The sequence below is a fragment of the Bartonella sp. AP58NXGY genome, assembly GCF_042195785.1.
Taxonomy (GTDB): Bacteria; Pseudomonadota; Alphaproteobacteria; order Rhizobiales; family Rhizobiaceae; genus Bartonella.
The window spans coordinates 101,595-127,517 of record NZ_JBHIOY010000004.1; the positions used below are offsets into that span (position 1 = coordinate 101,595).

Annotated in this window: 20 protein-coding genes, 1 tRNA gene and 1 pseudogene; 9 read left to right on the plus strand and 13 right to left on the minus strand. The window is 34.2% G+C overall.

The window, feature by feature from the left end; all coding sequences use genetic code 11:
• The first annotated feature begins 4 nt into the window (after positions 1-4).
• The 6 genes from ACFINC_RS04195 (at position 5) to ACFINC_RS04220 (ending at position 9,137) form a co-directional block, all read left to right on the plus strand.
• On the plus strand, positions 5-1,249 hold the full coding sequence (locus ACFINC_RS04195; RefSeq protein ID WP_375616232.1) for a cysteine desulfurase: 1,245 nt from the start codon (positions 5-7) through the stop codon (positions 1,247-1,249).
• Positions 1,242-1,643: an SUF system Fe-S cluster assembly protein gene (locus ACFINC_RS04200; protein ID WP_375616233.1), complete on the plus strand. Its 402-nt coding sequence runs from the start codon at positions 1,242-1,244 to the stop codon at positions 1,641-1,643. Before ACFINC_RS04195 ends, ACFINC_RS04200 begins: the two co-directional genes overlap by 8 nt.
• 57 nt (positions 1,644-1,700) lie before the next feature.
• A complete protein-coding gene (locus ACFINC_RS04205) occupies positions 1,701-3,341 on the plus strand; it encodes a site-specific DNA-methyltransferase (protein ID WP_375616234.1) in 1,641 nt (546 codons plus the stop codon).
• 22 nt (positions 3,342-3,363) lie between these two features.
• Entirely contained in the window at positions 3,364-5,004 is a 1,641-nt protein-coding gene (locus tag ACFINC_RS04210; protein WP_375616235.1) for a site-specific DNA-methyltransferase, read from the plus strand.
• Positions 5,005-5,026: 22 nt separating this feature from the next.
• Complete coding sequence (locus tag ACFINC_RS04215; protein WP_375616236.1) at positions 5,027-7,777, plus strand: DEAD/DEAH box helicase; 2,751 nt, start codon at positions 5,027-5,029, stop codon at positions 7,775-7,777.
• Between the two features lie 427 nt (positions 7,778-8,204).
• Positions 8,205-9,137 (plus strand): COG2958 family protein, encoded by a 933-nt coding sequence (locus tag ACFINC_RS04220; RefSeq protein WP_375616237.1) that lies wholly within the window; start codon positions 8,205-8,207, stop codon positions 9,135-9,137.
• Between the two features lie 621 nt (positions 9,138-9,758).
• On the opposite strand, the gene sodC is transcribed toward ACFINC_RS04220, so the two are convergent.
• The 4 genes and pseudogenes from sodC to ACFINC_RS04240 form a co-directional block, all read right to left on the minus strand.
• Positions 9,759-10,286: a superoxide dismutase [Cu-Zn] SodC gene (sodC, locus tag ACFINC_RS04225; protein WP_375616238.1), complete on the minus strand. Its 528-nt coding sequence runs from the start codon at positions 10,284-10,286 to the stop codon at positions 9,759-9,761.
• Between the two features lie 444 nt (positions 10,287-10,730).
• On the minus strand, positions 10,731-11,072 hold the full coding sequence (locus tag ACFINC_RS04230; RefSeq protein WP_375616239.1) for a hypothetical protein: 342 nt from the start codon (positions 11,070-11,072) through the stop codon (positions 10,731-10,733).
• Positions 11,065-11,409 carry a hypothetical protein gene (locus tag ACFINC_RS04235; RefSeq protein WP_375616240.1) on the minus strand — a complete coding sequence of 115 codons (345 nt, stop codon included), beginning with the start codon at positions 11,407-11,409 and terminating at the stop codon, positions 11,065-11,067. Before ACFINC_RS04235 ends, ACFINC_RS04230 begins: the two co-directional genes overlap by 8 nt.
• 1,075 nt (positions 11,410-12,484) lie before the next feature.
• Positions 12,485-13,650 (minus strand): annotated as a pseudogene (locus ACFINC_RS04240) (UbiH/UbiF family hydroxylase).
• Between the two features lie 236 nt (positions 13,651-13,886).
• Here ACFINC_RS04240 and pcsA point away from each other — a divergent pair.
• Genes pcsA through ACFINC_RS04255 form a run of 3 tightly spaced genes read left to right on the plus strand, consistent with a single transcriptional unit; the run spans position 13,887 to position 16,171 of the window.
• Positions 13,887-14,705: a phosphatidylcholine synthase gene (pcsA, locus tag ACFINC_RS04245; protein WP_375616241.1), complete on the plus strand. Its 819-nt coding sequence runs from the start codon at positions 13,887-13,889 to the stop codon at positions 14,703-14,705.
• Between the two features lie 21 nt (positions 14,706-14,726).
• Positions 14,727-15,773, plus strand: a complete 1,047-nt coding sequence (locus ACFINC_RS04250; RefSeq protein WP_375616242.1) for an enoyl-CoA hydratase/isomerase family protein — start codon at positions 14,727-14,729, stop codon at positions 15,771-15,773.
• Positions 15,770-16,171 carry a DUF6163 family protein gene (locus ACFINC_RS04255; RefSeq protein ID WP_375616243.1) on the plus strand — a complete coding sequence of 134 codons (402 nt, stop codon included), beginning with the start codon at positions 15,770-15,772 and terminating at the stop codon, positions 16,169-16,171. The genes ACFINC_RS04250 and ACFINC_RS04255 overlap by 4 nt, the downstream gene beginning before the upstream one ends.
• Before the next feature lie 362 nt (positions 16,172-16,533).
• Here ACFINC_RS04255 and ACFINC_RS04260 read toward each other — a convergent pair whose 3' ends face one another.
• The 9 genes from ACFINC_RS04260 to ACFINC_RS04300 form a co-directional block, all read right to left on the minus strand.
• Complete coding sequence (locus tag ACFINC_RS04260; protein ID WP_375616244.1) at positions 16,534-16,893, minus strand: hypothetical protein; 360 nt, start codon at positions 16,891-16,893, stop codon at positions 16,534-16,536.
• Positions 16,894-17,002: 109 nt separating this feature from the next.
• Positions 17,003-17,812 carry an MBL fold metallo-hydrolase gene (locus tag ACFINC_RS04265; protein WP_375616245.1) on the minus strand — a complete coding sequence of 270 codons (810 nt, stop codon included), beginning with the start codon at positions 17,810-17,812 and terminating at the stop codon, positions 17,003-17,005.
• Between the two features lie 10 nt (positions 17,813-17,822).
• Entirely contained in the window at positions 17,823-18,596 is a 774-nt protein-coding gene (locus ACFINC_RS04270) for a TatD family hydrolase (RefSeq protein WP_375616246.1), read from the minus strand.
• Positions 18,586-20,145 carry a methionine--tRNA ligase gene (metG, locus tag ACFINC_RS04275; RefSeq protein WP_375616247.1) on the minus strand — a complete coding sequence of 520 codons (1,560 nt, stop codon included), beginning with the start codon at positions 20,143-20,145 and terminating at the stop codon, positions 18,586-18,588. Before metG ends, ACFINC_RS04270 begins: the two co-directional genes overlap by 11 nt.
• 76 nt (positions 20,146-20,221) lie before the next feature.
• Complete coding sequence (locus ACFINC_RS04280; protein ID WP_375616248.1) at positions 20,222-21,265, minus strand: DNA polymerase III subunit delta'; 1,044 nt, start codon at positions 21,263-21,265, stop codon at positions 20,222-20,224.
• A complete protein-coding gene (tmk, locus tag ACFINC_RS04285; RefSeq protein WP_375616249.1) occupies positions 21,262-21,906 on the minus strand; it encodes a dTMP kinase in 645 nt (214 codons plus the stop codon). Before tmk ends, ACFINC_RS04280 begins: the two co-directional genes overlap by 4 nt.
• Positions 21,907-21,936: 30 nt before the next feature.
• A complete protein-coding gene (locus ACFINC_RS04290) occupies positions 21,937-23,100 on the minus strand; it encodes a D-alanyl-D-alanine carboxypeptidase family protein (protein WP_375616250.1) in 1,164 nt (387 codons plus the stop codon).
• A gap of 1,076 nt (positions 23,101-24,176) precedes the next feature.
• Positions 24,177-25,076, minus strand: a complete 900-nt coding sequence (locus ACFINC_RS04295) for a septal ring lytic transglycosylase RlpA family protein (protein WP_375616251.1) — start codon at positions 25,074-25,076, stop codon at positions 24,177-24,179.
• 586 nt (positions 25,077-25,662) lie between these two features.
• Positions 25,663-25,738, minus strand: a tRNA-Lys gene (locus ACFINC_RS04300).
• Positions 25,739-25,923 lie beyond the last annotated feature (185 nt).

Consider the following 25,923-nt stretch of genomic DNA (forward strand, 5'->3'; position numbering starts at 1 on the left):
AGAAATGGAAAATAATGTACAAACATTTATCTATAATGTCGAAGAAATTCGACGTGATTTTCCTCTTTTGCACCATCAAGTTTATGGAAAGCGATTAGCCTATCTTGATAGTGCTGCTTCTGCCCAAAAACCACAATCAGTACTCAATGCAATGAATAATTATTATCACTATAGTTATGCTAATGTGCATAGAGGAATGTACTTTTTAGCCAATGCAGCAACGCAATCCTATGAAAATTCTCGTGAAACCGTTCGTGTTTTTCTAAATGCACAAAAAGCTGAAGAAATTGTTTTTACGAAAAATGCAACGGAAGCTATTAATACTGTTGCTTATGGTTGGGCTATGCCCAAGCTCAAGGAAGGTGATGAGATTGTTCTAACGATTATGGAACATCATTCAAATATTATTCCTTGGCATTTTCTCCGGGAACAAAAAGGTGTTAAACTTGTTTTTGTTCCTGTTGATGAAAATGGTGTTCTGCATATTGAAGATTTCCAAAAGGCTTTAAGCGAAAAAACGCAGCTTGTTGCTATAACGCATATGTCTAATATATTAGGAACTGTACCTCCTGTTAAAGAAATTATTAAGCGAGCACATCAATATTCTATTCCTGTTCTGGTTGATGGTTCTCAAGGAGCAATACATTTAACCGTTGATGTGCAAGATCTCGATTGTGATTGGTATGTCTTTACAGGTCATAAGCTTTATGGCCCCACTGGTATTGGTGTTCTTTATGGGAAGGAACATAGATTAGAGGAAATGCGTCCTTTTCAAGGGGGAGGGGAAATGATCGAAGAGGTAACAACCGATAAGGTGTTTTATAATGCCCCTCCTTACCGTTTTGAAGCAGGCACTCCTCCTATCGTTGAATCTATTGGATTAGCAGCGGCTATTGATTATATACAAGAGAAAGGTCGGAGTAAGATTCATGCCCATGAGATGTCCCTTTTAGCTTATGCGCATGAAAAACTGAAAACGGTTGAGTCATTGCGTATTTATGGTCATTCTCCTAATAAAGGAGCGATTATATCATTTGCCATTGAAGGGATTCACGCTCATGATATCGCTATGTTTATTGATAGAAAAGGTGTTGCGATACGCGCAGGAACCCATTGTGCACAGCCTTTATTACAGCGCTTTGGTCTAACATCTATTTGTCGCGCATCGTTAGCCATGTATAACACTCAAGAAGATATAGATCAATTAGTAGAATCATTGAAAGAAACAAGGACATTTTTTAATGGCTGAATCACTTGAAGAGCGTCATTCTACAGAATCTGTTGAAAGTGTAAACGAAAATAAGAAATCTTACATATCAGCAATTCCAGCAGACGAAATTGATCGTATGACGAATGATATTATTGCTGCTCTTAAAACAGTTTATGACCCAGAGATTCCTGCTGATATTTATGAGCTAGGACTGATTTATCGTATTGATATTGAAGATGATCGTTCAGTAAAAATTGAAATGACTCTTACAGCACCGGGATGTCCTGTTGCAGGTGAAATGCCAGGGTGGGTAGAAAATGCAGTCAGTGCAGTTGAAGGGGTTTCGTATGTTGAAGTCACTATGACTTTTGATCCACCATGGACACCTGATTGTATGTCAGAAGAAGCACAAATTGCTGTCGGATGGTACTAACAATACTATCCGTAAATGCATCGTTTTTCGCAAAAATTTGGATTAAAAAACGATCCCATGCATTATAATAAACAAAAATTAGAACTTAACTGGATTGGAAAAGAGAAACGCCCCAAACTAGAATCTTGTATCTTGTTAGAAGATCTTGAAAAATCTTATCATGCCTCGCATCAAATATCATCACAGGATATTTTTGATAATAAACTTATTTTTGGTGATAATCTACTCGCACTCAAGGCACTTGAGCAAGAATATACGGGGAAGGTAAAATGTATCTACATCGATCCACCTTATAATACAGGCAATGCCTTTGAACATTATGAAGATGGTTTGGAGCATTCCCTATGGCTAAGTCTTATGAGAGACAGACTAGAATTGTTACATCGCTTATTGGCAGATGATGGAAGTATTTGGATTTCCATTGATGATGATGAACAAGCCTATCTTAAAGTGATGATGGATGAAATTTTTGGTCGCCAAAATTTCATCAACAATATAATTTGGCAAAAGAAATATGCCCCACAAAATGATACAAAGTGGCTTTCCGATAACCATGATTTTATAATGGTTTATGCCAAAGACAAAACGATTTGGCGTCCTCATTTACTTCCTCGTTCAAGCGATATGGATGCGCGCTATAAAAATCCTGATAATGATCCTCGCGGTCCTTGGAAATCGGGAGATTTATCCGTGAAAAGAGTAACACCTAAGGACATTTATGAAATCATCACACCTTCTGGACGCGAAGTTATGCCTCCTAATGGTAGAAGTTGGGCGATGAGTGAAAAAAAATTCTCTGAATTATTGCAAGATAATCGTATTTGGTTTGGCCCCGCAGGAAGCAATGTTCCTTCTTTGAAGCGTTTTTTATCAGAAGTAAAAAATGGTATGGTTTCAATGACGATTTGGCTTTATGAGGAAGTAGGGCATAACCAAGATGCCAAAAAAGAAGTCAAAGCCTTTAATTCTGATAATGTCTTTACAACTCCCAAACCTGAGCGATTAATGAAACGCATCATTCAACTTGCCACCACCCCTGGTGATCTTGTCTTGGATTCCTTTGCTGGTTCTGGTACGACCGGTGCTGTTGCTCATAAAATGGGCCGCAAGTGGATTATGATTGAACTCGGTGAACATTGTCATACACACATTATTCCTCGTTTAAAACAAGTAATTGATGGAACTGATCAAGGGGGAATTTCTAAAAGTGTCAATTGGCAAGGTGGCGGTGGATTTCGTTATTATCGCCTTGCACCTTCTCTGTTGCAGAAAGATCCATGGGGACAATGGGTTATTAGTCGTGAATATAATGCTGCGATGCTTTCAGAAGCCATGTGCAAACATATGGGATTTACCTATGCGCCGGATAAAAATCATTATTGGATGCAGGGATATTCAACGGAAACGGATTATATTTATGTCACAACCAGCGCTATGACCCATGAACAACTCCGTATCATGAGCGAAGAGGTGGGCTCTCATCGCACCCTGCTGATTTGTTGTACAGCCTTTGATATAAAAACAGCATCATTTGAGAATCTTACACTTACAAAAATCCCCCGTGCAGTATTGGAAAAATGCGAATGGGGAAGGGATGATTATAGTTTAAATGTAGCCAATCTTGAACCAATGATTGTGGTAAAAGAAAGTGAAAAAGATAAAGATATTGCGCAACAAGAATTAGATCTATTTGGATAAATATCAACGAGGCAGGTTACGAATGAGCCGTAATAAACAAAAATTAGAACTTAACTGGATTGGAAAAGAGAAACGCCCCAAACTGGAACCTCGTATATTGTTAGAAGATCTTGAAAAGTCTTATCATGCCGCGCATCAAATATCATCACAGGATATTTTTGATAATAAACTTATTTTTGGTGATAATTTACTCGCACTCAAGGCACTTGAGCAAGAATATACGGGGAAGGTAAAATGTATCTATATAGATCCACCTTATAATACAGGCAATGCCTTTGAACATTATGAAGATGGTTTGGAGCATTCCCTATGGCTAAGTCTTATGAGAGACAGACTAGAATTGTTACATCGCTTATTGGCAGATGATGGAAGTATTTGGATTTCCATTGATGATGATGAACAAGCCTATCTTAAAGTGATGATGGATGAAATTTTTGGTCGCCAAAATTTCATCAACAATATAATTTGGCAAAAGAAATATGCCCCACAGAATGATACAAAGTGGCTTTCCGATAACCATGATTTTATAATGGTTTATGCCAAAGACAAAACGATTTGGCGCCCTAATTTACTTCCTCGTTCAAGCGATATGGATGCGCGCTATAAAAATCCTGATAATGATCCTCGTGGGTTATGGCAATCGGATAATCTGTCTGCGAAAAGAGTAACACCTAAGGATATTTATGAAATCATTACACCTTCTGGACGCAAAGTTATGCCTCCCGCTGGAGCTAGTTGGCGGGTTAGTAAAGAAAAGTTTGCCAAGCTGTTAGAGGATAATCGCATTTGGTTTGGAACAGATAATGGCGGAGTACCAAGGATCAAACGTTTTTTATCAGAAGTAAAGAATGGCATGGTTTCAATGACCATTTGGCCCTATACGGAAGTAGGGCACAACCAAGACGCCAAAAAAGAAGTCAAAGCCTTTAATTCTAATAATGTCTTTACAACTCCCAAACCTGAGCGGTTAATGGAACGCATCATTCAACTTGCCACCAACTCTGGTGATCTTGTCTTGGATTCCTTTGCTGGTTCTGGCACAACCGGTGCTGTTGCGCATAAAATGGGCCGCAAGTGGATTATGATTGAACTCGGTGAACATTGTCACACCCATATTATTCCTCGTTTAAAACAAGTAATTGATGGAACTGATCAAGGGGGAATTTCTAAAAGTGTCAATTGGCAAGGTGGCGGTGGATTTCGTTATTATCGCCTTGCACCTTCTCTGTTGCAGAAAGATCCATGGGGACAATGGGTTATTAGTCGTGAATATAATGCTGCGATGCTTTCAGAAGCCATGTGCAAACATATGGGATTTACCTATGCGCCGGATGAAAATCATTATTGGATGCAGGGATATTCAACGGAAACGGATTATATTTATGTCACAACGAGCGCCATGACCCATGAACAACTCCGTATCATGAGCGAAGAAGTGGGCTCTCATCGCACCCTGCTGATTTGTTGTACAGCCTTTGATACAAAATCATCATCCTTTGAGAATCTTACACTTACAAAAATCCCCCGTGCAGTATTGGAAAAATGCGAATGGGGAAGGGATGATTATAGTTTAAATGTAGCCAATCTTGAACCAATGATTGTGGTAAAAGAAAGCGAAAAAGATAAAGATATTGCGCAACAAGAATTAGATCTATTTGAATAATATATAAAAAGCGGAGTTTTTTATGAACAGTGTTGAAAAAAGGATTTCAGCTCGCTTATCGTTGCGTGATCCTCAACGTGAATCATTAAATATTTTGGTGAAAATTTTAGAAAATATAGAGCTTTCTAAAAATGCTGATTTAGTTGCGAAATTAGAAATAATAAAAAGTCTCTATCCTTCTGTACAAGATTTTGAACGAAGCTTTCCCTCTTTTTGTTTTGCCTTAGCAACGGGAGTTGGAAAAACGCGACTTATGGGAGCTTTTATTAGCTATCTTTATTTAACAGGTCGTAGCCGACATTTTTTTGTTTTAGCTCCAAACTTGACTATTTATGAAAAATTAAAACAGGATTTTAGTCCTCAAAGTCCGAAGTATGTTTTCAGTGGAATAAGTGAATTCATTGCAAATAGACCCATTATTATTACAGGTGAAGATTATGAAAGTGGTAAAGGTATTCGCGCTGATGAACACCACTATTACGGACAAAAACGTTTGTTTGAAAATCGGAATACGGCCTTTATCAATATTTTTAATATTTCTAAAATTAATACAACGGATAATAAAAAAGGCGCACTAAAATCTAGTATTCCGCGAATTAAACGCTTACAAGAAACGATTGGTGAAAGTTATTTTGATTATCTCGCAAATCTTCCTGATTTAGTTTTGTTAATGGATGAAGCACATCGTTATCGAGCGTCTGCTGGTGCGGCAGCAATTAATGAGTTAAAACCTGTTTTAGGAATAGAGCTTACAGCGACACCGAAAACAATAGGTGCAAAACCTGTAGATTTTAAAAATGTTGTTTACAGTTATTCACTTGCAGAGGCTATGAGAGATGGTTTTGTAAAAGAGCCTGCTGTTGCTACACGTAAAGACTTTCGTCCTCAAAATTATACATCTGAACAATTAGAACATATTAAATTACAAGATGCAATTCATGCCCATGAAAACGTGAAAGCAGATTTAATTGCCTATGCCAAAGATTATAACAAAAAGTTTGTTAAGCCTTTTATTTTAGTTGTCGCTCAAGATACAAATCATGCACAGAAATTGCGTGATTTATTGGAATCAGATGATTTTTTTGCAGGAGCTTATAAGGGAAAAGTTATAGAGATTCATACAAAACAGTCAAATGTAGAGGAAGATCAAAATATTCAAAAACTCATTGTGATTGAGAATCCTCATGAGCCAACAGAAATTGTTATTCACGTTAATAAATTAAAGGAGGGATGGGATGTTAGCAATCTTTATACTATCGTACCGTTGCGTGCATCGGCTTCAGAAATTTTAACAGAACAAACAATTGGGCGTGGATTGCGTTTGCCTTATGGGCATAGAACAGGCATAGAATCTATTGATCGTTTAACAATCATTGCGCATGATCGTTTTCAAGATATTATTGATCGTGCGAACGATCCGAATTCAATTATAAAAAAGCATATTGAGATTGGAACAGGGGGTGATATATCCTCTGAAAAATCGGATATAGTGACAGTTCCAAGTCAAGCAGAAGCTTTATTTATAAAAACGATAGTAACACGTCATTCCGATATAAATGGAACATCTGATTTACACGGTATCATGTTACGTAATACGGATTCACCCACATTAACCTCTGAAGAACAAGAAATTGCTGCTATCGCATGGGATATTATTAAAGAGAATGATAATTTACCAAGTTCTCAAATGCTTTGTTCTGCACCGATACAAGAAAAAATGAATAATAAAATTATGAGTATTATACCGCTAGCACAAAAGTCTCTTGTGTCAAAAGTGGTTACAATTCTGACAAAACAATTACCAGAACTGATCATAGATATTCCCAATATTGTACTCATACCTTCGCGTGAGGTTACTTATGGTTTTTCTGATTTTGATTTGGAAAATCTAGAAAGTTTAAATTTGCAACCTGTTAGTAAAGAACTTTTAATTCGAGAATTGCGTACCCATAAAAGCATTTTTCTCACTTCTAAGGATAAATATATTAAAGAGCCTCATCTTGAAAATTACATCATTCGTGGTTTAATTGATAATGATTTTATCGATTATGATAGCCATACGCCATTATTACGAAAATTGGCTTGTCAGATGGTAGAGCATTTCCGATCTTATTTACCCAATGATATAGCCGTTGAGAACGTATTAATTCACTATCAGCATAAGATTAATACTTTTATTGTTGCGCAATTAAGAGAACATCAATGGGAAACACAAAAAGATTATGAGATTAAAGTTACACGAGGTTTTACAACTTTAACACCTATCCATTATGTTTTGCCGCAAGGAACATCTCCTATTGATTTTCGTAATATTCCTGCCATTAAAAGAGACATTAAGAAACTTATATTCAGCGGCTTTAGGAAATGTTGTTATCCTTTGCAAAAGTTTGACTCAGTAGAAGGGGAATTACGATTTGCTCAAATATTAGAAGACGATGCAAAAGTATTGAAATGGATGAAACCCGCTCGAGGTTTTTTCAAGATAGAATATGATAAAGGATCAGCCTATGAACCGGATTTTGTTGTAGAAACGAAGGATGCCAAATATCTTTGTGAACCTAAAAAAGCTTCTGAAATACAAAACGCTATTGTTTTAAAAAAGAAACAAGCAGCAGTTCAATGGTGTTGTCATGCAACGCATTATGCAGCTACTTATGGTGGTAAAAAATGGTATTATGTTCTTATTCCTCATGATGCTATTAAAGCAAATAGTAGTTTTGAAGGTTTGTGTGCAGAATTTACCATTTCAGAATCTATACTTGAGAGCACATAATTTTTTGCTTAAAAAAACACATAAGTTTTTTAACTGGCCGATGCGAGAAACAATCAAATGTTTTGAATATTATTTTTAATTTTGTTCCCTGTTGCACCATTAATTTAAGAATATGAGCTAATTCTTAAATCATGAAATTATTATTTTTTTCTAACTAACTTAAAATAAAAGGAAAAATTTATAGGAAAATTATACAATATTATGCTTTTTTATGGAGATTTTCAGCTCATTTATGATTTTTGATAAAAATAGAAGCTTACTTTCTTTATATGAAAAAAAACTTGAATTTATAGTCACAAATTCAGAAAAAATATTTTAATTTTATAGACAGCTTTTTTCAAAAAAAAATAGACAGTCTGTTGTGTTCTCTTTTGAAATATCTGAATATAATGGTATATCCAGAAGATAAAAGTGGGCTATTTTACATATGACTTTGAATTTAACAAATACTGTTTTTAATTTTTTAAAGAAAAAACCGACAAAAAAATTTACAGCTCGAGAAATTGCTCAATGGATATTTGAGAATTATCCAGAAAAGTGCCGCCACAAACAAAAGCGTTCAACCGCAATAATCACTCCCCTTAACAGTGATGCAGCTCTTATTCAGCAAATTGTCGCTGAAATAGGAGCAAAACGTCCTCAGCTACAAAAGCGTTATCCAGAAATTAAAACCACTGAAGGACGACCACGGCAGTATTATTTTACTAAACAAACAGATAGCGCTGAAATTGATGCAGTAGAGGACAATGAAGAAAGTAGAGATTCTTCTGTTAAAGAGCGTGATCTTTATCCATTAGTATCTAAATTTTTATGGTCAGAGCTTGCAGTTTACAGCAAGCGCATTAATGAGAAATGTTCTCGTAATAAACATGGTGCAGGCGGCAATAAATGGCTTTATCCGGATCTCGTAGGGATACAAGATTTAAGCAGGGAATGGAATCGTGAAATCAAAGACTGTGTTTTGCAATATTTTGATAAAAAGACGAAGCTTTGGTCTTTTGAAGTTAAAATTCTCATTAATCGTTCAAATTTACGGAAAGCATTTTTTCAAACAGTTAGCAATTCTTCATGGGCTAATTTGAGCTATTTAGTTGCGAGTGAAATTGAAGGTATTGATACATTAAAAGAGCTTCGGATGCTTTCAAGTTTGCATGGAATTGGATTTATAAGACTTGATAAAGAAAACTCTTCCGAGAGTGAGATCATAATTCCAGCGAAAGAACGTAGTGATATTGATTGGGATACTGCTAATAGATTAGTGGTGGAAAACAAAGACTTTCTTAATTATATTAAACTCATTCGTCAATTTTATCAAACTGGCGAAATGCGTCCATTGGATTGGGATCATATGGACCCATGAGGGGTATTTTTAAAAAGGTTTTATTGTTTAAAAGCTCTTTTGTTCAGAGTGACAAAAAATTACTCTAACTATTTTATTTGACCGATTATATTGATTTATAATGATAATTGGTATTTTTTACTTAATGAGAAGTTTGAATATCGTAGCATTCAATCATTTTAAACTATCTTATGTTGGTGTTAATCAATCAAGGTTGTTTTCCGTGCCTCTCACGAGAGGGGAGGTAAGGAGGGGGCAAGTGAAAGTTTTTGAGTATTCTATTTTGTATGAGGGCGTGATCCCATTAGATACCTTAAACTTAATGATTATAATTCATTACACATTTGATATTGTAGAGAGTGAAATTAAACTTTGTTGCTTCTGTTTACATCAAGCATTAAAAATATTGCTTCCTCATATTGAAGTTTTTTTACAAAGAATTTATTCTACTATTCCCTCAGTTTCGATTGCTGTTCGTTCTGATTATTATTAAGTTCTTTGTTCTCTGTATTAAACATTTAAAAAGAAATATCAATTTTATAAAATATTCACATAGTTTACTTCATTTCTTGAAATGGATTTAAAAAATAAATTTCTATCATATCTTATGCTCAAGAGAGAATGTTTAACATAATATTCTATTTATTTTTCAATAATACCGCATGCCAAACGTGCCCCCCCTCCGCCAAGCGGTAATGGTTTATCTGATTGATTATCAGCTCCTAAATGAATTATTAATGAGCGCCCTTTAATTTCAGAGATTGTTTTTAATCGTGGAGCAAGAACGCTCATTACAGCATTTCCTTGCTTATCAACATAAAGTGCCGGTAAATCACCAAGATGACCATTGATATTATAGGGTCCTAAGTGTTTCCCAGTATGCTCTGGATCATAATGTCCACCCGCGCTTCCACCTATTATGCCATCTTTTGTATCACATGAAGGGTTTACATGTACATGAAAACCATGCATCCCTTCTGGTAAAGTAGACAAATTTGGTACGAAAATTAAACCGTGTGTATTTTCTTCAATTTTAATGCTACCAATAGCCTTTTTAGAATTATTAGCTTCTAGTTTATAAATATTTACTTGTGTCGATATCGCTAACGCAGAGTTTTTATGAATTAAAAATGCCATAAAAACGAATAATGATAATAATATTTTTCTCATAAAATACCTTTATATTTAATTTAAATAATTTTTAGCTATAAAAATAATTATTACTTCAATATTATGCTTAATTAGATATATGTATAATTTACTAAAATTGATTTTTTAGAAAAATACTTTATAAATAAATATTACTTTTTAGAAATACTGAATAAATTAAAGTATATTTTTATATATTTCTAAACATATATCTCATTTTTTTATTTATAAAATTTATTTATAAATAATGTAGCTTTTATAGGTGGATAATTATATCTCACTTACATTTCTTCAAGAGATGCATTAAAAAAATCTACTTTTTGAGGTATAATAAGAAATTAAATAAGGAATTTTAATAAGTTAGCTATTATTTCATTTTATGATGATCTTTTCATCAAAAAATAGAACATATAATTTGTTGACGGTTTAAATTTTTTGTTCATAGAAAAAATGATGAGAGCTTTTCTATTCATTGTGAGATTTATAAGAGAAAGGACTATTATGATTCATATAACTTTCCCATAAAATACAGCATATACCGACACTCCCCCCCATTCCTAATCCTATCAGTGCTCCTATTATCATTCCGGCAGAAAATGCTACTCCTATACCCATTGCAATAACTGGACCAAATCCTGGAAGAGCAATATAACCATAAGCGGCAAGAGCTGCTGCGATTGCTCCTGCTAGGCTACCATTTAATCCCCCGATGAAAGCAAATTCTTTAATGGAATGCCAGCACTTTTTGAAAAAATTTGTCTTATAATTATGAAAAGAAACAGTGCTGTAAGTTTTAAAATCAATCATATTTTTTTCTTTCATTTTGAATGGTAACGGTTCCTGAATAATCAATGGATACGAGAAAATGAGAGTTTTTAAATTTTATTAAAGCTCGCCAGATACCTTTGTCATCTAAACGCAATCGTTTAATATTCTCAAAACCATTTTGCATAAGACAGTTTTTAATTTGTGAGGCAGTAAATGAATTCTGACCTATTTTAGTGATATTTTGAGTAGAGGTATAGGTAAAGGTTTGACAATAAGGAAGGTGAAAAACTTCACTGATTGAAGTCGTGACTATCAACGAGACAGATACAATCATCATAAGAAAAACACTTAATTTTAAAAAGTTATTTAGTTTCATCTTGTCACCTGCTGTTGAAACAACACTTTATTAACCTTTGTATTGCTAACAGGTTCCCAGGATGATTTTATTTTTAATATTATACTTAATAACAAAAGTTCTGAAAATTTATTGATTAAATAAAAATATTTTTTATTATGATTTAGCAAAATATATTGTAATTTAAAAAGATGGTATATAAGAATATTATACTAATAATATATATATTATTACATAAATTAAAATAAATATTCTTTATATTTTTAATATAATTTATTATTTTATTAGAAAAAAACAAGAAAAGTATAAAAATAAAATAGCACTGAAATTTAAATGTTTAATAACAACTTGAAAATAAATGATATTTATCACATCAGTAATAGATATGCTCCAAAATGCAATATTAAACCATAGAGCGATTATATTGCTTATTATTGCTCATTGATAACACATAGATTTATAATGATAATTCATTGTTTTGTATGTTAAATAAGCGTCACGAATATCGTATAATTCTCTCATTTCAAATCTGTTTTTATTCTGAAGAATGAAAATCATTTGTAGGTCATAAAAAAGGAATAAATATAAAGTGATTCTTAGAAAGGCTCTCAAATATAAGGGGGGAAAAATAGTAGAGGATGGCCACATAATAATATAATGTGCGCCAGCTTGTTCCTTGATAAGGGTAAAAATGATAATGTTTAACAGCTTTCCTTTTATATCATCATTACAGGGGTGTCATTGCGAAACGGCTTTAGGTGTCAGATTTTGCTTTAAACAAGTGCATAAATTAATAAAATGAACATTCTCGTATGAATTTTTTACAAAAGCTGTTAAAGATACTCTAAATGATATTAACTTTTAAAGAATTAAACAATTCATTTTTGTTATGCATAATTAACCTTCTAAAGCATTGACACCAAAAAATGTATAGTAGAATATTTTTTTACTGAATAAATTTATTTTCAAAACGCATTATTGAAAATAATTATTTATTGGGTTATTTATATATTATGCATTTATTTCTATTTAGTTAGTTTGCATTAGTAAGTTAGACACAAAATAGCATTCATTCTACGTTATTATCCATTATTTTTCAATAGAGCTGTTTAGGCGATTTTGTTGGAAATTTTGCATAATTTCCTTGAATCCGTAACCTGGATACATTCCTTCGCGCATAAATAAATTACGTAATGGCGAGCAATTATGTAATAGACCAAGCCCAATACTTCGCACGATATGAACAGGAAACATATGAGAAAGTAAAGCGGAGTTCAGTGTATGAACAGCTCCACTTCGGATTAATATATCTGGTTTGCGGCATTTGTTATAACGTGCAACAATCATTTCAGGGTTAGAGTCAGATATTTCATTGGGTAAAATATCAATTAAAGTTTGAACATCACGGAATCCTAAATTCAATCCCTGTGCTCCAATAGGGGGGAAAACATGAGCAGCTTCACCCACTAAAATCGTTCGATTAGCAGCAAAATGATGAGCAAGAAGTCCTGAAAGAGTCCATGCCTGAATTGATGTTTCTAAGGTTAGCGTTCCAAGCATTGATTGCATTTGATTTTCGATTATTTTTGCAATTGCTTTTGATTTTATATTCAATAATTCTTCAGCACGAGAAGGATGGACAACCCATACAAGACTGGATCTTCGTCCTGGTAGCGGAACTTGTGTAAATGGACCATGTTCTGTATGAAATTCAGTTGATGTATTTTGATGAGAAAACTCATGGGAAAAGTTGAGAACAAGTGCTTTTTGTGGGTAGTTCCACTGTTTGATATTTATCCCTGCTGCAGCACGTGTGAGAGAGTGACGTCCATCAGCAGCTATAACAAGTGGTGCTTGAATGACTCTACCATCAGAAAGAGTAATACATACATGGCTTTTTGTGTGATGAAAAGATTTAGCAGCAGAAACAAATCTTGTAATATTGGGCATATGGGTAACAGCATCGATTAAAGCACTGTTTAATTCTACATTAGGTATGTTATAACCAAAGGCTTTTTCATCAATTTCAGCAGAAGAAAAATGCACCGTAGGAGCACGCACAATCCTAGAAGTTATATCTATAATTCTCATACGCGATAAAGCTGCCGCATGTTTTTGAAGACTATTCCAAATATTGAGTTTTTGAAGTGTGCGTATTGCTGGCATCATAAGAGCGGTTGTCCGTAACTCATCTGTATGAGCAGGGGGGCCAACAAGAAAAACAGAAAAACCCTTATGCGCAAGTCTCAGTGCAGCTAACATCCCAACAGGACCTGCACCAATAACAGTAATATCTTTATGCTCTTTTTTTAATATCACAATGATTTGAGCCTTTCTCCATTGAGAAAATATTTTAACCTTTTCAAATGAATACTCTCTTTTTATTACATGAAACTATTCTATTATATTATGTATTAAATAATGCGATATAAAAAAGTAACCTTTTTATGATTTTTTTATGCTGAATCATATCATGGATAAAAGATGGCGTATAATAGATGGATGAAGACTTTAAAAACGAGGATAAAAAAACCTTGAAACGTAAGCTAACAAAGAAAATCAAAACAAATGCTAAATTATTACGCCATAAAAAAGTAACAATGCCACAAGCAAAGGCTTTTTCTGTTCATTTACTAACAGCTTCGGGATCATTTTTAGCATTTCTTTCTCTTATATCGGCCTCTCAAAAAGAATGGACAGCTATGTTCTGTTGGCTTGGGCTTGCACTTCTCGTTGATGGTATAGATGGACCAATTGCACGCAAACTTGATGTTAAATACGTACTTCCAACATGGTCTGGAGAGCTCTTAGATAATATCATCGATTACGTGACTTATGTCTTAATTCCTGCTTTTGCACTCTATCAAAGTGGTTTTATGGGGGTAGGGTTATCATTTTCATTGAGTGCAATCATTGTTATTTCATCTGCTATTTATTATGCAGATACTGGAATGAAAACCAAAGAAAACTTTTTTAAAGGATTTCCTGTTGTTTGGAATATGATGGTTTTTACGCTTTTTGTCGTAAGACCAGGGGAGTGGATTACTTTTATCATCATTGTTTTATCGGCTATTATATCTTTTTTGCCAATTTATTTTATCCATCCAGTAAGAGTTCTTCGTTTACGTAGAGTTAATTTTCCAATTTTTCTCTTATGGTGTGTTTTTGGTGTTTCTGCATTCTTTTATCAACTAGAGGCTCCAGATTGGGTTAAAATAGGAATTTCGGTAACAGGAATTTATATATATTGTATTGGCGCAATCATGCAAATGTTTCCTCAACTTGGGGCAAAAAATATAGAAAAAACAATAAAATAGTTGTTTTAAGAAGGGTGTGAGATGAAAATTGACTTTGGAGCAGGTGATGATATTTCTTTTACGAAAGAAGGGTGTGCTGGTATTATAAAGCTTACACGTCCTTCAGCATTAAACGCTCTTAATCAACGAATGGTTTCCGCTTTAAAAAAAGCTCTCAAGATATGGGAGACAGATAACGATATTTCTTGTGTCTTAATTGAAGCGGAGGGGCGTGCTTTTTGTGCTGGTGGAGATGTTGTAGAAATCTATCATATGGGAAAAAGTCCCTCTGCTTATCAATACTTTAGGGATGAATATAGTTTGAATGCTTATATCAAACGTTTTTCAAAACCCTACATCTCTTTTGTAAACGGTATTTGGATGGGGGGAGGGGTAGGTATTTCTCTATATGGTTCACATCGAATTGTTACAGAAAATACAGTTTTTGCTATGCCAGAAGGTGCGATTGGATTTTTTCCAGATGTGGGCGCAAGTTTTTTCTTACCATCTTTGCCCAATCATTTTGGCATTTATCTTGCATTAACTGGCGCATGCATAAAGTGGGGAGATTGCTTAAATTTAGGATTAGCAACACATGCTGTTCCTGAAACTGAATTCGATATGGTTAGAAAAGCTATTATCGAACAAGGAGATCCTCTTTTAGCTTTAAACGAGCGATCCGTTACAAAAGACTATGAAACGAGTTACGAAATACGTTGTATTATTGATACTTGTTTTAGTGCCCATAGCTTAGAAGAATGTTTTGAGTTGCTTCATAAAAAAAGTAAAGAAGGTATTTTATTTGCTAAAGAATGTTATGATATTTTGCAGTCACGTTCTCCAATAAGTTTAAAAGTTATCTGGAAACAAATGAAACAAAATTCACTTCAAACGTTGGAAGATTGTATGAAAATTGAAAACCGCATTGCACATCATATGATTAATTCACATAATTTTCATGAAGGTATACGTGCTATGTTAATTGATAAGGATAAAAGACCTCAATGGCAGCCAGATAAACTCTCAAATGTAACAGATGAAATGATAGATTATTACTTTCAACCTGTTGAACAAGAGTTATTATTGTGAAAAATAATCCTCACAAACGGGTTTCAAAAATCAATTTAATTTATAACTGTTACTTACGGTTTTTGGCACTTATTTGCTTAGTCCTAGGTATTTTTTATTGGATACGCCTTGTGGGTGTCTTCCCAGGTATTTTATGGCGTTTTGACCTTATGCCTTGGCAGTGGCAATTTGCCTCAGCTATATTGGCGATTCTCTATCCTATTGCCTTAATTGGACTTTGGATGTATTCACCATGGGGAATTATTTTATGGTGTATTGCAGCATTGATTGAAACAATAGCAATATATTATTCTGATTTTATTTATCAGCCATTTGTACCATTATTTCATGGAATATTATTTTTAACTTTTATGATACTACAAATTATGATGATTTTTTTTAAAAAGAGTAAAAAATAAAAAACTATAATGATTGAAATTTTCGAGCCAGAATAACAGGCTCGATTTTCAATCTTGAAAGGTTATCAGTTTTTTAAGTAAAGGCTATGCATCTCAATTGTCAAACACGAGTATTAGGAAGTACCCATAGTTAATGTTGCTATCATTCCTTAAAGTGGTGATGGCATACCCTTTTATCCTTTCTATAAAAGTTCCATAATATATATTATGCGATAATTTGGTAAAGCAATCCTCCTTTAAAACATCATCATATTTATATCATACAATCAATTTACTTTTAAAATAAAATTTGGTCTTTAAAGTACATTCTTTAAAGACCAAAAATAGTGATAGTGAAATTACGTATAATAAAATAAGGAAAATTATTGTGCTATTTTACAACGTTTCATACGTGCAAGATCACTTAAAACAGCATTACGATTATTTAAAGCTGAAATTTCATTACTTTCGCTTGATTTAGGGTCTATAAAAAACAAAGAAGGTAAAAATACAATACTTGCGGCTGCTAAAGCTACGTTTTTATTTCTTGCCTTAGAACGTTCTAAAATTGTATCATTAATCTGACGTTTATTAGCAAAAAACTCCCGTTGAATATCGGCACAACTCATTGTTCCGTCATGTAATGTTGTCGTTGAAATATTTTTTTCTAAACGCCCCCCACATGCTGTCAAGGAAACTGCTAAAACGGCAATACATACACCCCGCTTAAAATTCTTATACATAAAAACCTCATTTTAAACATAAAAAAGTGACATTTATGTCAAAAATAAAACAAAATAAAGGATATTCTTCAAAAAACTTTATTTAACGTAAAATATTGCATGAATAAACTTATGCAGTTGTTTCGAAAGTAAGTCCTTGATACGCAGGTTTTACATAGGATGGGACGTAATTTACGACCGCATTATAATCCAGCGATCTATCCATATGTGTGAGTATTGCTTGTTTTGGCTTTAAATGTTCTATCCATTGTAATGCTTGATCAACAGAAAAATGACTCGGGTGAGATTTAAATTGAAGAGCTTCAATGATGAGAACATCCAAACCCGTTAATTTGGATAATGTTTTTTCAGGAAACTCACTAACATCTGTACAATAGGCAACATTTCCGATACGGAAACCTAAAGAATAAATATTTCCATGGTGTTGTAAATGCGTATTAACGCTTATTGCTCCACCCTCCCCTTGAATAATAAATTGGCTATCTTCATTAATAAGATGCTCTTTTAAAATAGGAGAATAAGATGAATTTTTTGGTGTTTGAAAACAATATCCGAAAGCATTTTTGAGATGTTCTAGTGTAAATCTGTCAGCATAGATATCTATTAAACATTTTTGTGCAAGTGCATAGCTGCGTAAATCATCAATACCGTGGATATGATCTGCATGAGAATGCGTGTAAAGAGCAGCATCAAGATGGTCCACATGCGCTTCAATCATTTGTGAGCGAAAATCTGGCCCCGTATCAATAACGATTGTTGTTTTTTTTCCTGATGGTTTAATGCGTTCAACTAATAAAGAACTTCTGTAGCGTTTATTTTTAGGATTATTCGGATCACATGTTCCCCAATCACCATTAGGTCTTGGCACTCCTGGAGAAGGACCACAACCTAATATTGTAAATCGGTATTGATCACACATAGCTTTTGCCTTATTTCATTTTGCTAAATAAACGAAAAGCATTACGGGTTGTTATTTGAGCTGTTTCTTCAATGCTTAAGCCAATTGTTTCAGCCAAAACAGCTGCTGTATAGCATACAAAAGATGGTTCATTTGTTTTCCCCCGATGAGGGGTAGGTGCTAAAAATGGTGCATCTGTTTCCACCAACAGATGTTCATGGGGCACAATTTTTGCTATTTCACGGATTTCAAGAGCGTTTTTAAAAGTAATAATACCTGAAAAAGAAATATAACCACCAAGCTCAATTCCAGCACGAGCAAGTTGCATTCCAGATGAATAACAATGAAGGATAAAGGGAAAAGCTCCTTCTTTTATCTGTTTGCGCAATATTTTTTCCATATCGATATCGGCATTGCGTGAATGGATAACAAGAGGAATCTGTGTTTCTCGAGAAGCGATGATATGTTCTTGAAAAACTTTCTTTTGTTCTTCTGGTGTAGAGTAATCATAATGATAATCAAGCCCCCCTTCCCCAAACGCAACAATTTTAGGATGATTCGAGAGCTGTATAAGCTCTTCCGCTGTAATATTTTGTTCTTCATGCGCATGATTGGGGTGTGTTCCAACGGAACAAAAGACTTGATCATAGCTTTGCGCAATGGCTAACAGCTTATCTAACTTATGAACGTGGGTTGAAATTGTTATCATACGTTTAACGTTAGCATCTAAAGCCCGTTGGATAACATTATCCAAATCTTGTGAAAAATCTTCAAAATCAAGATGACAATGTGTATCAATCAACATGATGAGTATCTTCTTTCTTCAAGATATAACGAGGAAAAATTGGTTCTGGTGGTGGAAGATCAAGTCCTTCTTGAATTTTCGCATGGCTTATATGATATAACAACCGATCATCTTCAGCAATCGCAAGGCTATCAAGAAGTTTTGCTGCTGATTGAGGTATGAAAGGCAAAAGCATTATTCCTATTCGCCGCAAGATTTCTACAGTTATATAAAGAACTGTAGAAAATCGATCTCGATCATTTTTACGTAAACTCCAAGGTTGTTCGTTGGCAAAATAGCGATTGGCATCTGCTACAATTGAAAAAATAGCTGAAAGGGCTAAATGCATACTATAAGAAGACATTGCTTGATGTACAGTTTCCAGCACTTGAAGAGATTGTTCTAAAAGCTGTTTATCTTGAACTAAGAATGAAGTTGGTTTCGGGACTTGTGCATTACAATTTTTGGCAATCATAGATAAAGAGCGCTGTGCCAAATTACCAAGATCATTAGCAAGATCAGCATTAATACGGTTCACTAAACTCTCATGGCTATAACTACCATCTTGTCCAAATGGCACTTCACGGAGAAGAAAATAACGGACCTGATCAAGACCGTAATGATCAACCATTTCAAAAGGATCAACGACATTTCCAATGGATTTTGACATTTTTGCACCACGATTAAGTAAAAAACCATGTGCAAAAATATTCTTAGGCAAGTCAATTCCAGCAGACATTAAAAATGCTGGCCAATAGACTGCATGGAAACGAATAATATCCTTACCAATAACATGTGTATTTGCAGGCCAAAAATCACGTTTTGTTGAATTTTCATTGAAAAAACCAATTGCTGATAGATAATTCGTAAGCGCATCAACCCAAACATACATTACGTGCTTTGGATTATCAGGAACAGCAACGCCCCAATTAAAACTTGCGCGTGAAATAGAGATATCTTTTAAACCCGATTTGATAAAACTTATAATTTCATTACGCCGCTCAAGTGGAGCAATAAAATCAGGATGTTTTTCATAATATTCAAGAAGAGCCTTTTCATAACGAGAAAGTCTAAAAAAATAACTTTCTTCTTCATTCCATTCAACTGGAGAGCCTAATTCCTTCTCGCGACGGATATTGTCTGGTCCAACTTCCGTATCTTTCTCTTCATAATAGGCTTCTTGGCGAACCGAATACCACCCCGTATAACGGCCGAGATAAATATCGCCATTTGCTTCCATCTTTTTCCAAATTTCTTGACACGCTTGATAATGGCGTTCTTCTGTCGTACGGATAAAATCATCGTTAGAACAGTTTAATACCGCAAGCATTTTCTGAAACACAGCACTATTACGATTTGCAAGGTCTTTCGGTGCCATGCCCAATGCTGCTGCAGTTTGTTGCATCTTGAGACCATGCTCATCTGTACCAGAAAGAAAAAATACATTTTTTCCATTCAATCGTTGAAAGCGGGCTAAAACATCGCTTGCAATTGCACTATAGGCATGCCCAATATGTGGAGTACCATTAGGATAAAAAATGGGAGTTGTTATGTAATATGTGTCACGCATGTCATATCCATTGTAAAATGCCATAAAGAGAAGATACAATGACATAACGTCTGTTCATCACATTGTCACGGAAAAACTAATTTTCGTGAATGATCTTATGAATTCTAAAAAGAACGTTAATAACAAACTGCTTCTTATCGAGATTAAAAACTTGTACTTCCTCTATTTCTTGATGAATTTCTTGCCACTTTTGCGCATATTTTTTTGAGAGAAATAGATCTCCTTTTTCGACGAGCATGATAGCTTTTTTTTGAATTTTATCAAGAATTTCATCACAAAATTGTTGAAATTGAAATAGGGAAGAAACAGATGAAAATGTTTGTGCAAGATTATGTACAATAGTTGCATTACAAACAGGTTTCTCTAAGAGAGCATCTATCATTTTAATAACTTCAAGACCGCCATGGCGAATAAGTAAAGCAGCTTTTCGAGGGCTTCCTTTAGATTTTTTAATAATCATTTCAATAGTTTTCTCATCAGGTAAATCCTGATTGGAGAAAATATGTGTAATGACTTTTTTCATTTCTTCATTACTCAATGGACGAAAAGAAATTTTTTGACACCGTGAATGAATTGTTGGAAGTAATTTTCCTGAAGAATGCGCGATAATAATAAAGAGAGTCTTGGCAGGTGGTTCTTCAAGTATTTTAAGAATTGCATTTGCTGCATTTCTATTCATATCATCTGCAGAATCAATCATAACAATACGCCATCCATTATCTTGCGATGTTTGGCTTAGAAAATGCATAATATCACGGATATCATCAATAAGTATTCCTGTTTTAAACTTTTGCGTTTTTACATCAAATCGACGTGAAATATACAAAAGTCCAGGATGACTGCCTTGCGTAATTTGACACCATGGAATAGAATGGGGATCAGGGTTTAGGAAAGTATCCTTTTGAGAACTTAAAATATTCCAAGCAAGGTGAAAAGCTAATGTAGCCTTTCCAATTCCATATTCTCCTTCAAATAATAATGCATGATGCAAACGCTTTTCTTTAAGCATTTGTGTCAAAAAGTGGCGAACATCCTCATGACCAAAGAGAACATTATTCTGAGATGGTGATAAAATTGTATCAATATCATCATATTGGTGTGAGATATTTACATTACTCATGAAAACTGATCCAACAATACCTGATGACAAATGTTTTTTATTTGATCTGCAATGGATTCCACAGAACTAGTAGCATCAATGACTCGAAATCTATGGGGTTCCTGTTTAGCCAATTGAAGAAAAGCTTGACGCCTTTGCTCTTGAACTTCCAACTGATCTTTTTCAAAATAATCAATTACTTCTGTTTTTTTTCTTCGCAAATTTGCGCGCTTCATGCCCCATATTGCTGGCATATCTAATAAAAATGTTAAATGGGGCATGATACCATTGAGTGCAATACACTCTAAAACAGAAAGAAGAGAGGAGCTAATTCTATCATTGAGTCCTTGATAAACGCGTGTAGAATCAATAAAGCGGTCACATAAAACGATTTTACCTTTTTGCAAAGAAGGTGCGATAACTTCATGAACATGGTCGGCGCGTGCCGCTGTAAACAAAACAGCTTCAATCAACGGTCCATACTGTTGTGTTTGCCCCGATAACGCAATATGTCTGATTGCTTCTGCTCCTGCTGTTCCTCCTGGCTCTCGTGTTGTAACAACATCATAACCTTTTTGAGAGAGATATTCAGCAAGCAAAGAAATCTGTACTGTTTTTCCTACTCCCTCCCCTCCTTCGAATGTGATAAAATAACCTGACACGTATGAACCTTAACTTTATTTAATGCGTACCTACAAATATTTCCGTAACCATCCAATTGTTATTTCATAGAATGCATCTTTTACTTTTTCAAAGAAACTTCCTTTCTGAACATCCATTCCGGCAAAAACTGGTTTTTCCAAAAGAACCTTTTTATCTTCTAAAATTTGAATAAATCCAATCGATTGCCCTGAAACGATGGGAGCTTTCAATGGACCATGATATTTAATTTTTGCTTTGACATTTACTTTTTTTTCATTCGAAAGCATAAAACTTATTGGTTTTTTTACAATGAGTGGAACAAAGTTTTTTCTCCCACCATAAACAGAAGCACGACCAACCGTTTCTCCTTTTGTGAAAATCGTTTTGAGATCAAATGCAGTCATTCCCCATTGAAGAATACGTTCTATTTCTTTTGTATACTTTTTACCATCTTGCAAACCATTGATTGCTAAAAAAAGACGTCGATGATTTTTATACATAGTGGCAACCATTGAAAATCCTTCTTTTTCACTATAGCCAAAACCAAATCCTTCTACACCAATTTCCTTAGAAATAAGAGGGTTTTTGTTACGTTGAAAAATATTATTCCACGTAAAATGAGGTTCACGATAAAGTGCATAATAATCTGGATATTCCTGAGCAATGTAACGTGCTAATATAATCATATCACGCACTGTTACAAATTGCCCCTCTTCGGGAAGCCCTGTTGCATTAACAAAATGACTCTGAAATAATCCAATCATTTTAGCGCGCTGATTCATCAGCTTTGCAAAAAGAGCCTCATCTCCTGATATCCCTTCAGCAAGAATAATAGCAGCATCATTTCCATTGACAATAATTAAACCACGCAAAAGATCAGAAACGCTGATTTCTGTCTTTATCTTTGCAAACATAGTGGTTGTACCGGAAGGTGCTCCACCTTTGCGCCAAGCATTTTCACTGACTTTGAATTTGTGCGTACTTTTTAACAATCCTTCTTTTAATTGATGAAAGACAACTTCCGCTGTCATCAATTTTGCTAATGAAGCAGGAGGAAAAGGAATAGCACTTTGTTTTTCATAGAGTATTGTCTCTGTATCATCATCAAGTAACAACAATTGTGGTGCGGAAGTTTGAAAATCTTGCGCTCTCCCCCACGTATCAAATGCCAATACTCCCCATAAGGTTAATAAGATTCTTAATGCTGTATACATAGCCGCTTCTCCCATCCAAAGATCAGCATAAAGAATCTACTATATAGGAAAAAACTTTTTGATTTCTGCAAAGTGATAAATTATTTATAACTCAAAAAAAAGATTTTATTTGTATTCAGTCTTAGCAAAAGTAGTATAATACGCTTTTATCTTCCTCGTAGGTTCAGTTTAACGTTTTAAAGTATGAGAGACAAAAGACTTTTTTACTGTTGTTTTTTATTTATAATACATTGATTTATTAAGATAAATTATCATTTTTAAAGTTAGAGCTAACTGAAAATACTGTAAGCTTCTCTTATCATCCCCTCCTCTCATATTGGATTTATTAAAATTGCTTGTCTATGCCTCATAAGAAGATTGGTATATAGGTAAAAATTATTAAAGAAGAGAGTAAAAATACTTCTTATAATCCTCTCAAGTGTTAAGGATTATCGTAAAGCATTGAGGACAAAGTGTATGTTGGTGTGGGTTTATTCTTTATAAGTGAAAAAATAGTGATGCCTAAAGGTGTTATAATTATACTGTTCACGAATATTCTCGTAAAATTGGCTTGAAAGTATTGAGATATATCTCCTTAAAATAAGCGCGTGAATTAGAAATAAACAAGTGTATTTTGTTTGAGGCATCCTATTTTACAGGAGGAAGTTTCCCTCATTAAAGAACGTAATAAACAAAAGTATGAGGTAAAGCATAATCTCTTTATAAGATATTGCCATAGATGCTTAAGTTGTAAAGCCGCATCAAAAGAAAATATTTTTTAAGCTTTTTATTCTTCCCAAATTAGATTGTATAGCTGTTTTAGAGATAACACAAACAGACTTCATACAATACGCTTATCCTCATCTGGCAAAAGCTGTTATCGCAGGAAAAGTATGTTCTTTATTAAGCAAGTAATGTCATAAAACTACAAATAGAGCGGCAATGGATTGGAGAAACCTACCGAATTTATAATAATACTCAACCGCACTCTTTTAAAAGGACAACACACTTTAAGATGAAAGCACTACACCACATCCGAGACTTTTTATCATTTTTTATTTGAAAATTATATTGATTAAAAACTAACACATTTTTTCTTAAAACAGTTGTAGCCAATTTGCTTTTGTCTTCTTGTTTAGCTTATTTATAGAAGCAACTTGATCGAATGGTATCGGCTTATCAACCATGATAGGACCAACTTCTGGCAATTTCACTGCAACAGTTTTATTGCGTTGTTCCTGTTCAATAGCAGTTGCTTTAGCTAATTCTTCTTTGTTTCCTGTATTGCGCTGCTCCTTTAATAAAACAGTTTCTCTTTTTTTCGAAACATTCTCCGACGCTAATGAATATGACACGGCGTTTCCTGGAGTATAAGAGGCCATTAAATATGCAGCATCATAATAGCCAATGGGTGCTTCAGCGATATATTCCACCTTAACATCTGCTACTCCCTTATCGACATAACCAAGTATTGTCGCAGCTTGCCTTGATAAATCAATGATTCGGTCTTTCATAAAAGGTCCACGATCATTCACTCTAACAATGATTGAAGACCCATTTTTCAAATTAGTAACACGAGCATAGCTAGGTAAAGGCATTGTAGGATGAGCGGCAGTCAAAAGATTCATGTCATAAATTTCACCATTGGCCGTTAATCGTCCATGAAAGTCTGAACCATACCATGATGCCTCACCAACACGTTTATAAGTTGGATCATTTTGAGGATAATACCACTTCCCCTTTATTTGGTAAGGCTTACCAACAATGGCACGCCCACGTTTTTTTTCTTCCGATTGATTTTTCTTATTTGATACTTGTTTAGGTAGAACAGAAGTATTTACGTCAACTGGTTTATTATGATAAGAACTCTTTATCGAAAAAAGTGCAGTTTGGCTTGCGCAGCAAGACGCCAATAACTGAGAAATGACCATCATAGAGAATAATTGAAGTGTCGGTTTAATGATAGAAGTAAATTTTTTTTTGCTATTTAAAAGCATCTGTTCAGTCCACTTATCCTGTTAAGTACTACTGTAAAACCATGTCACGCCTTCTATACGTGATAGGAAAATTCACATTTTATGATTTTCCTGGCGCATATACTATCTTTGAATTTTTTCTCTATCAAAAAATTAACATATTGTTAACCTTTTTATAGTTCTCATAAGAAATAAATGCACTATTGTAGATGTAAAAAAAATAAAAAATAAATAAATCAATATCTTATTGAAAAAATCATCCCATAATATAAACTGTGAATAAGTATGGTGATTTGAACAATTTATTTTGTGAATTTTGTGAATCATGTAGCATGGTAAGTTTAAAAATCAGTCCGTGTATTGCTAAAATTAACGGTCACGCCTGCTGCGCTAACGCAGGTATAGCCGGATCACAAGTTTAAAGCACTTTTGGGTTGACAAAAGAGAGCATGGCATCACTTTGTACCAAAACAGCCGATAAAAAATAATCAGCAGTAGAATTAATCAAAGAAATCCAAAAATGTCCAAAAGTAATCAAAAAGAACTCAATAGAATTAAAGGAATCGAAATCTCTGAATTTTGTATAACTATTGATTTTATTTGAATTTGGTGAGCGCGCAGGGATTCGAACCCTGGACCTACTGATTAAAAGTCAGTTGCTCTACCAGCTGAGCTACGCGCTCCCACACAAGCTATCTAGTTTGCGGAAAGTGAAAGGAACATACGGTTGACTTTTCATTTGGTCAACACCTTTTGAAAAAAAATATTATTATTTTCTCTAGTTATCAATAATTTTCTCTTTTCCCATCATTATATAGCTCCCCTTTATCTTCTTTTTGAAGTCTCAATAAAGGGGGTATCTAACTAT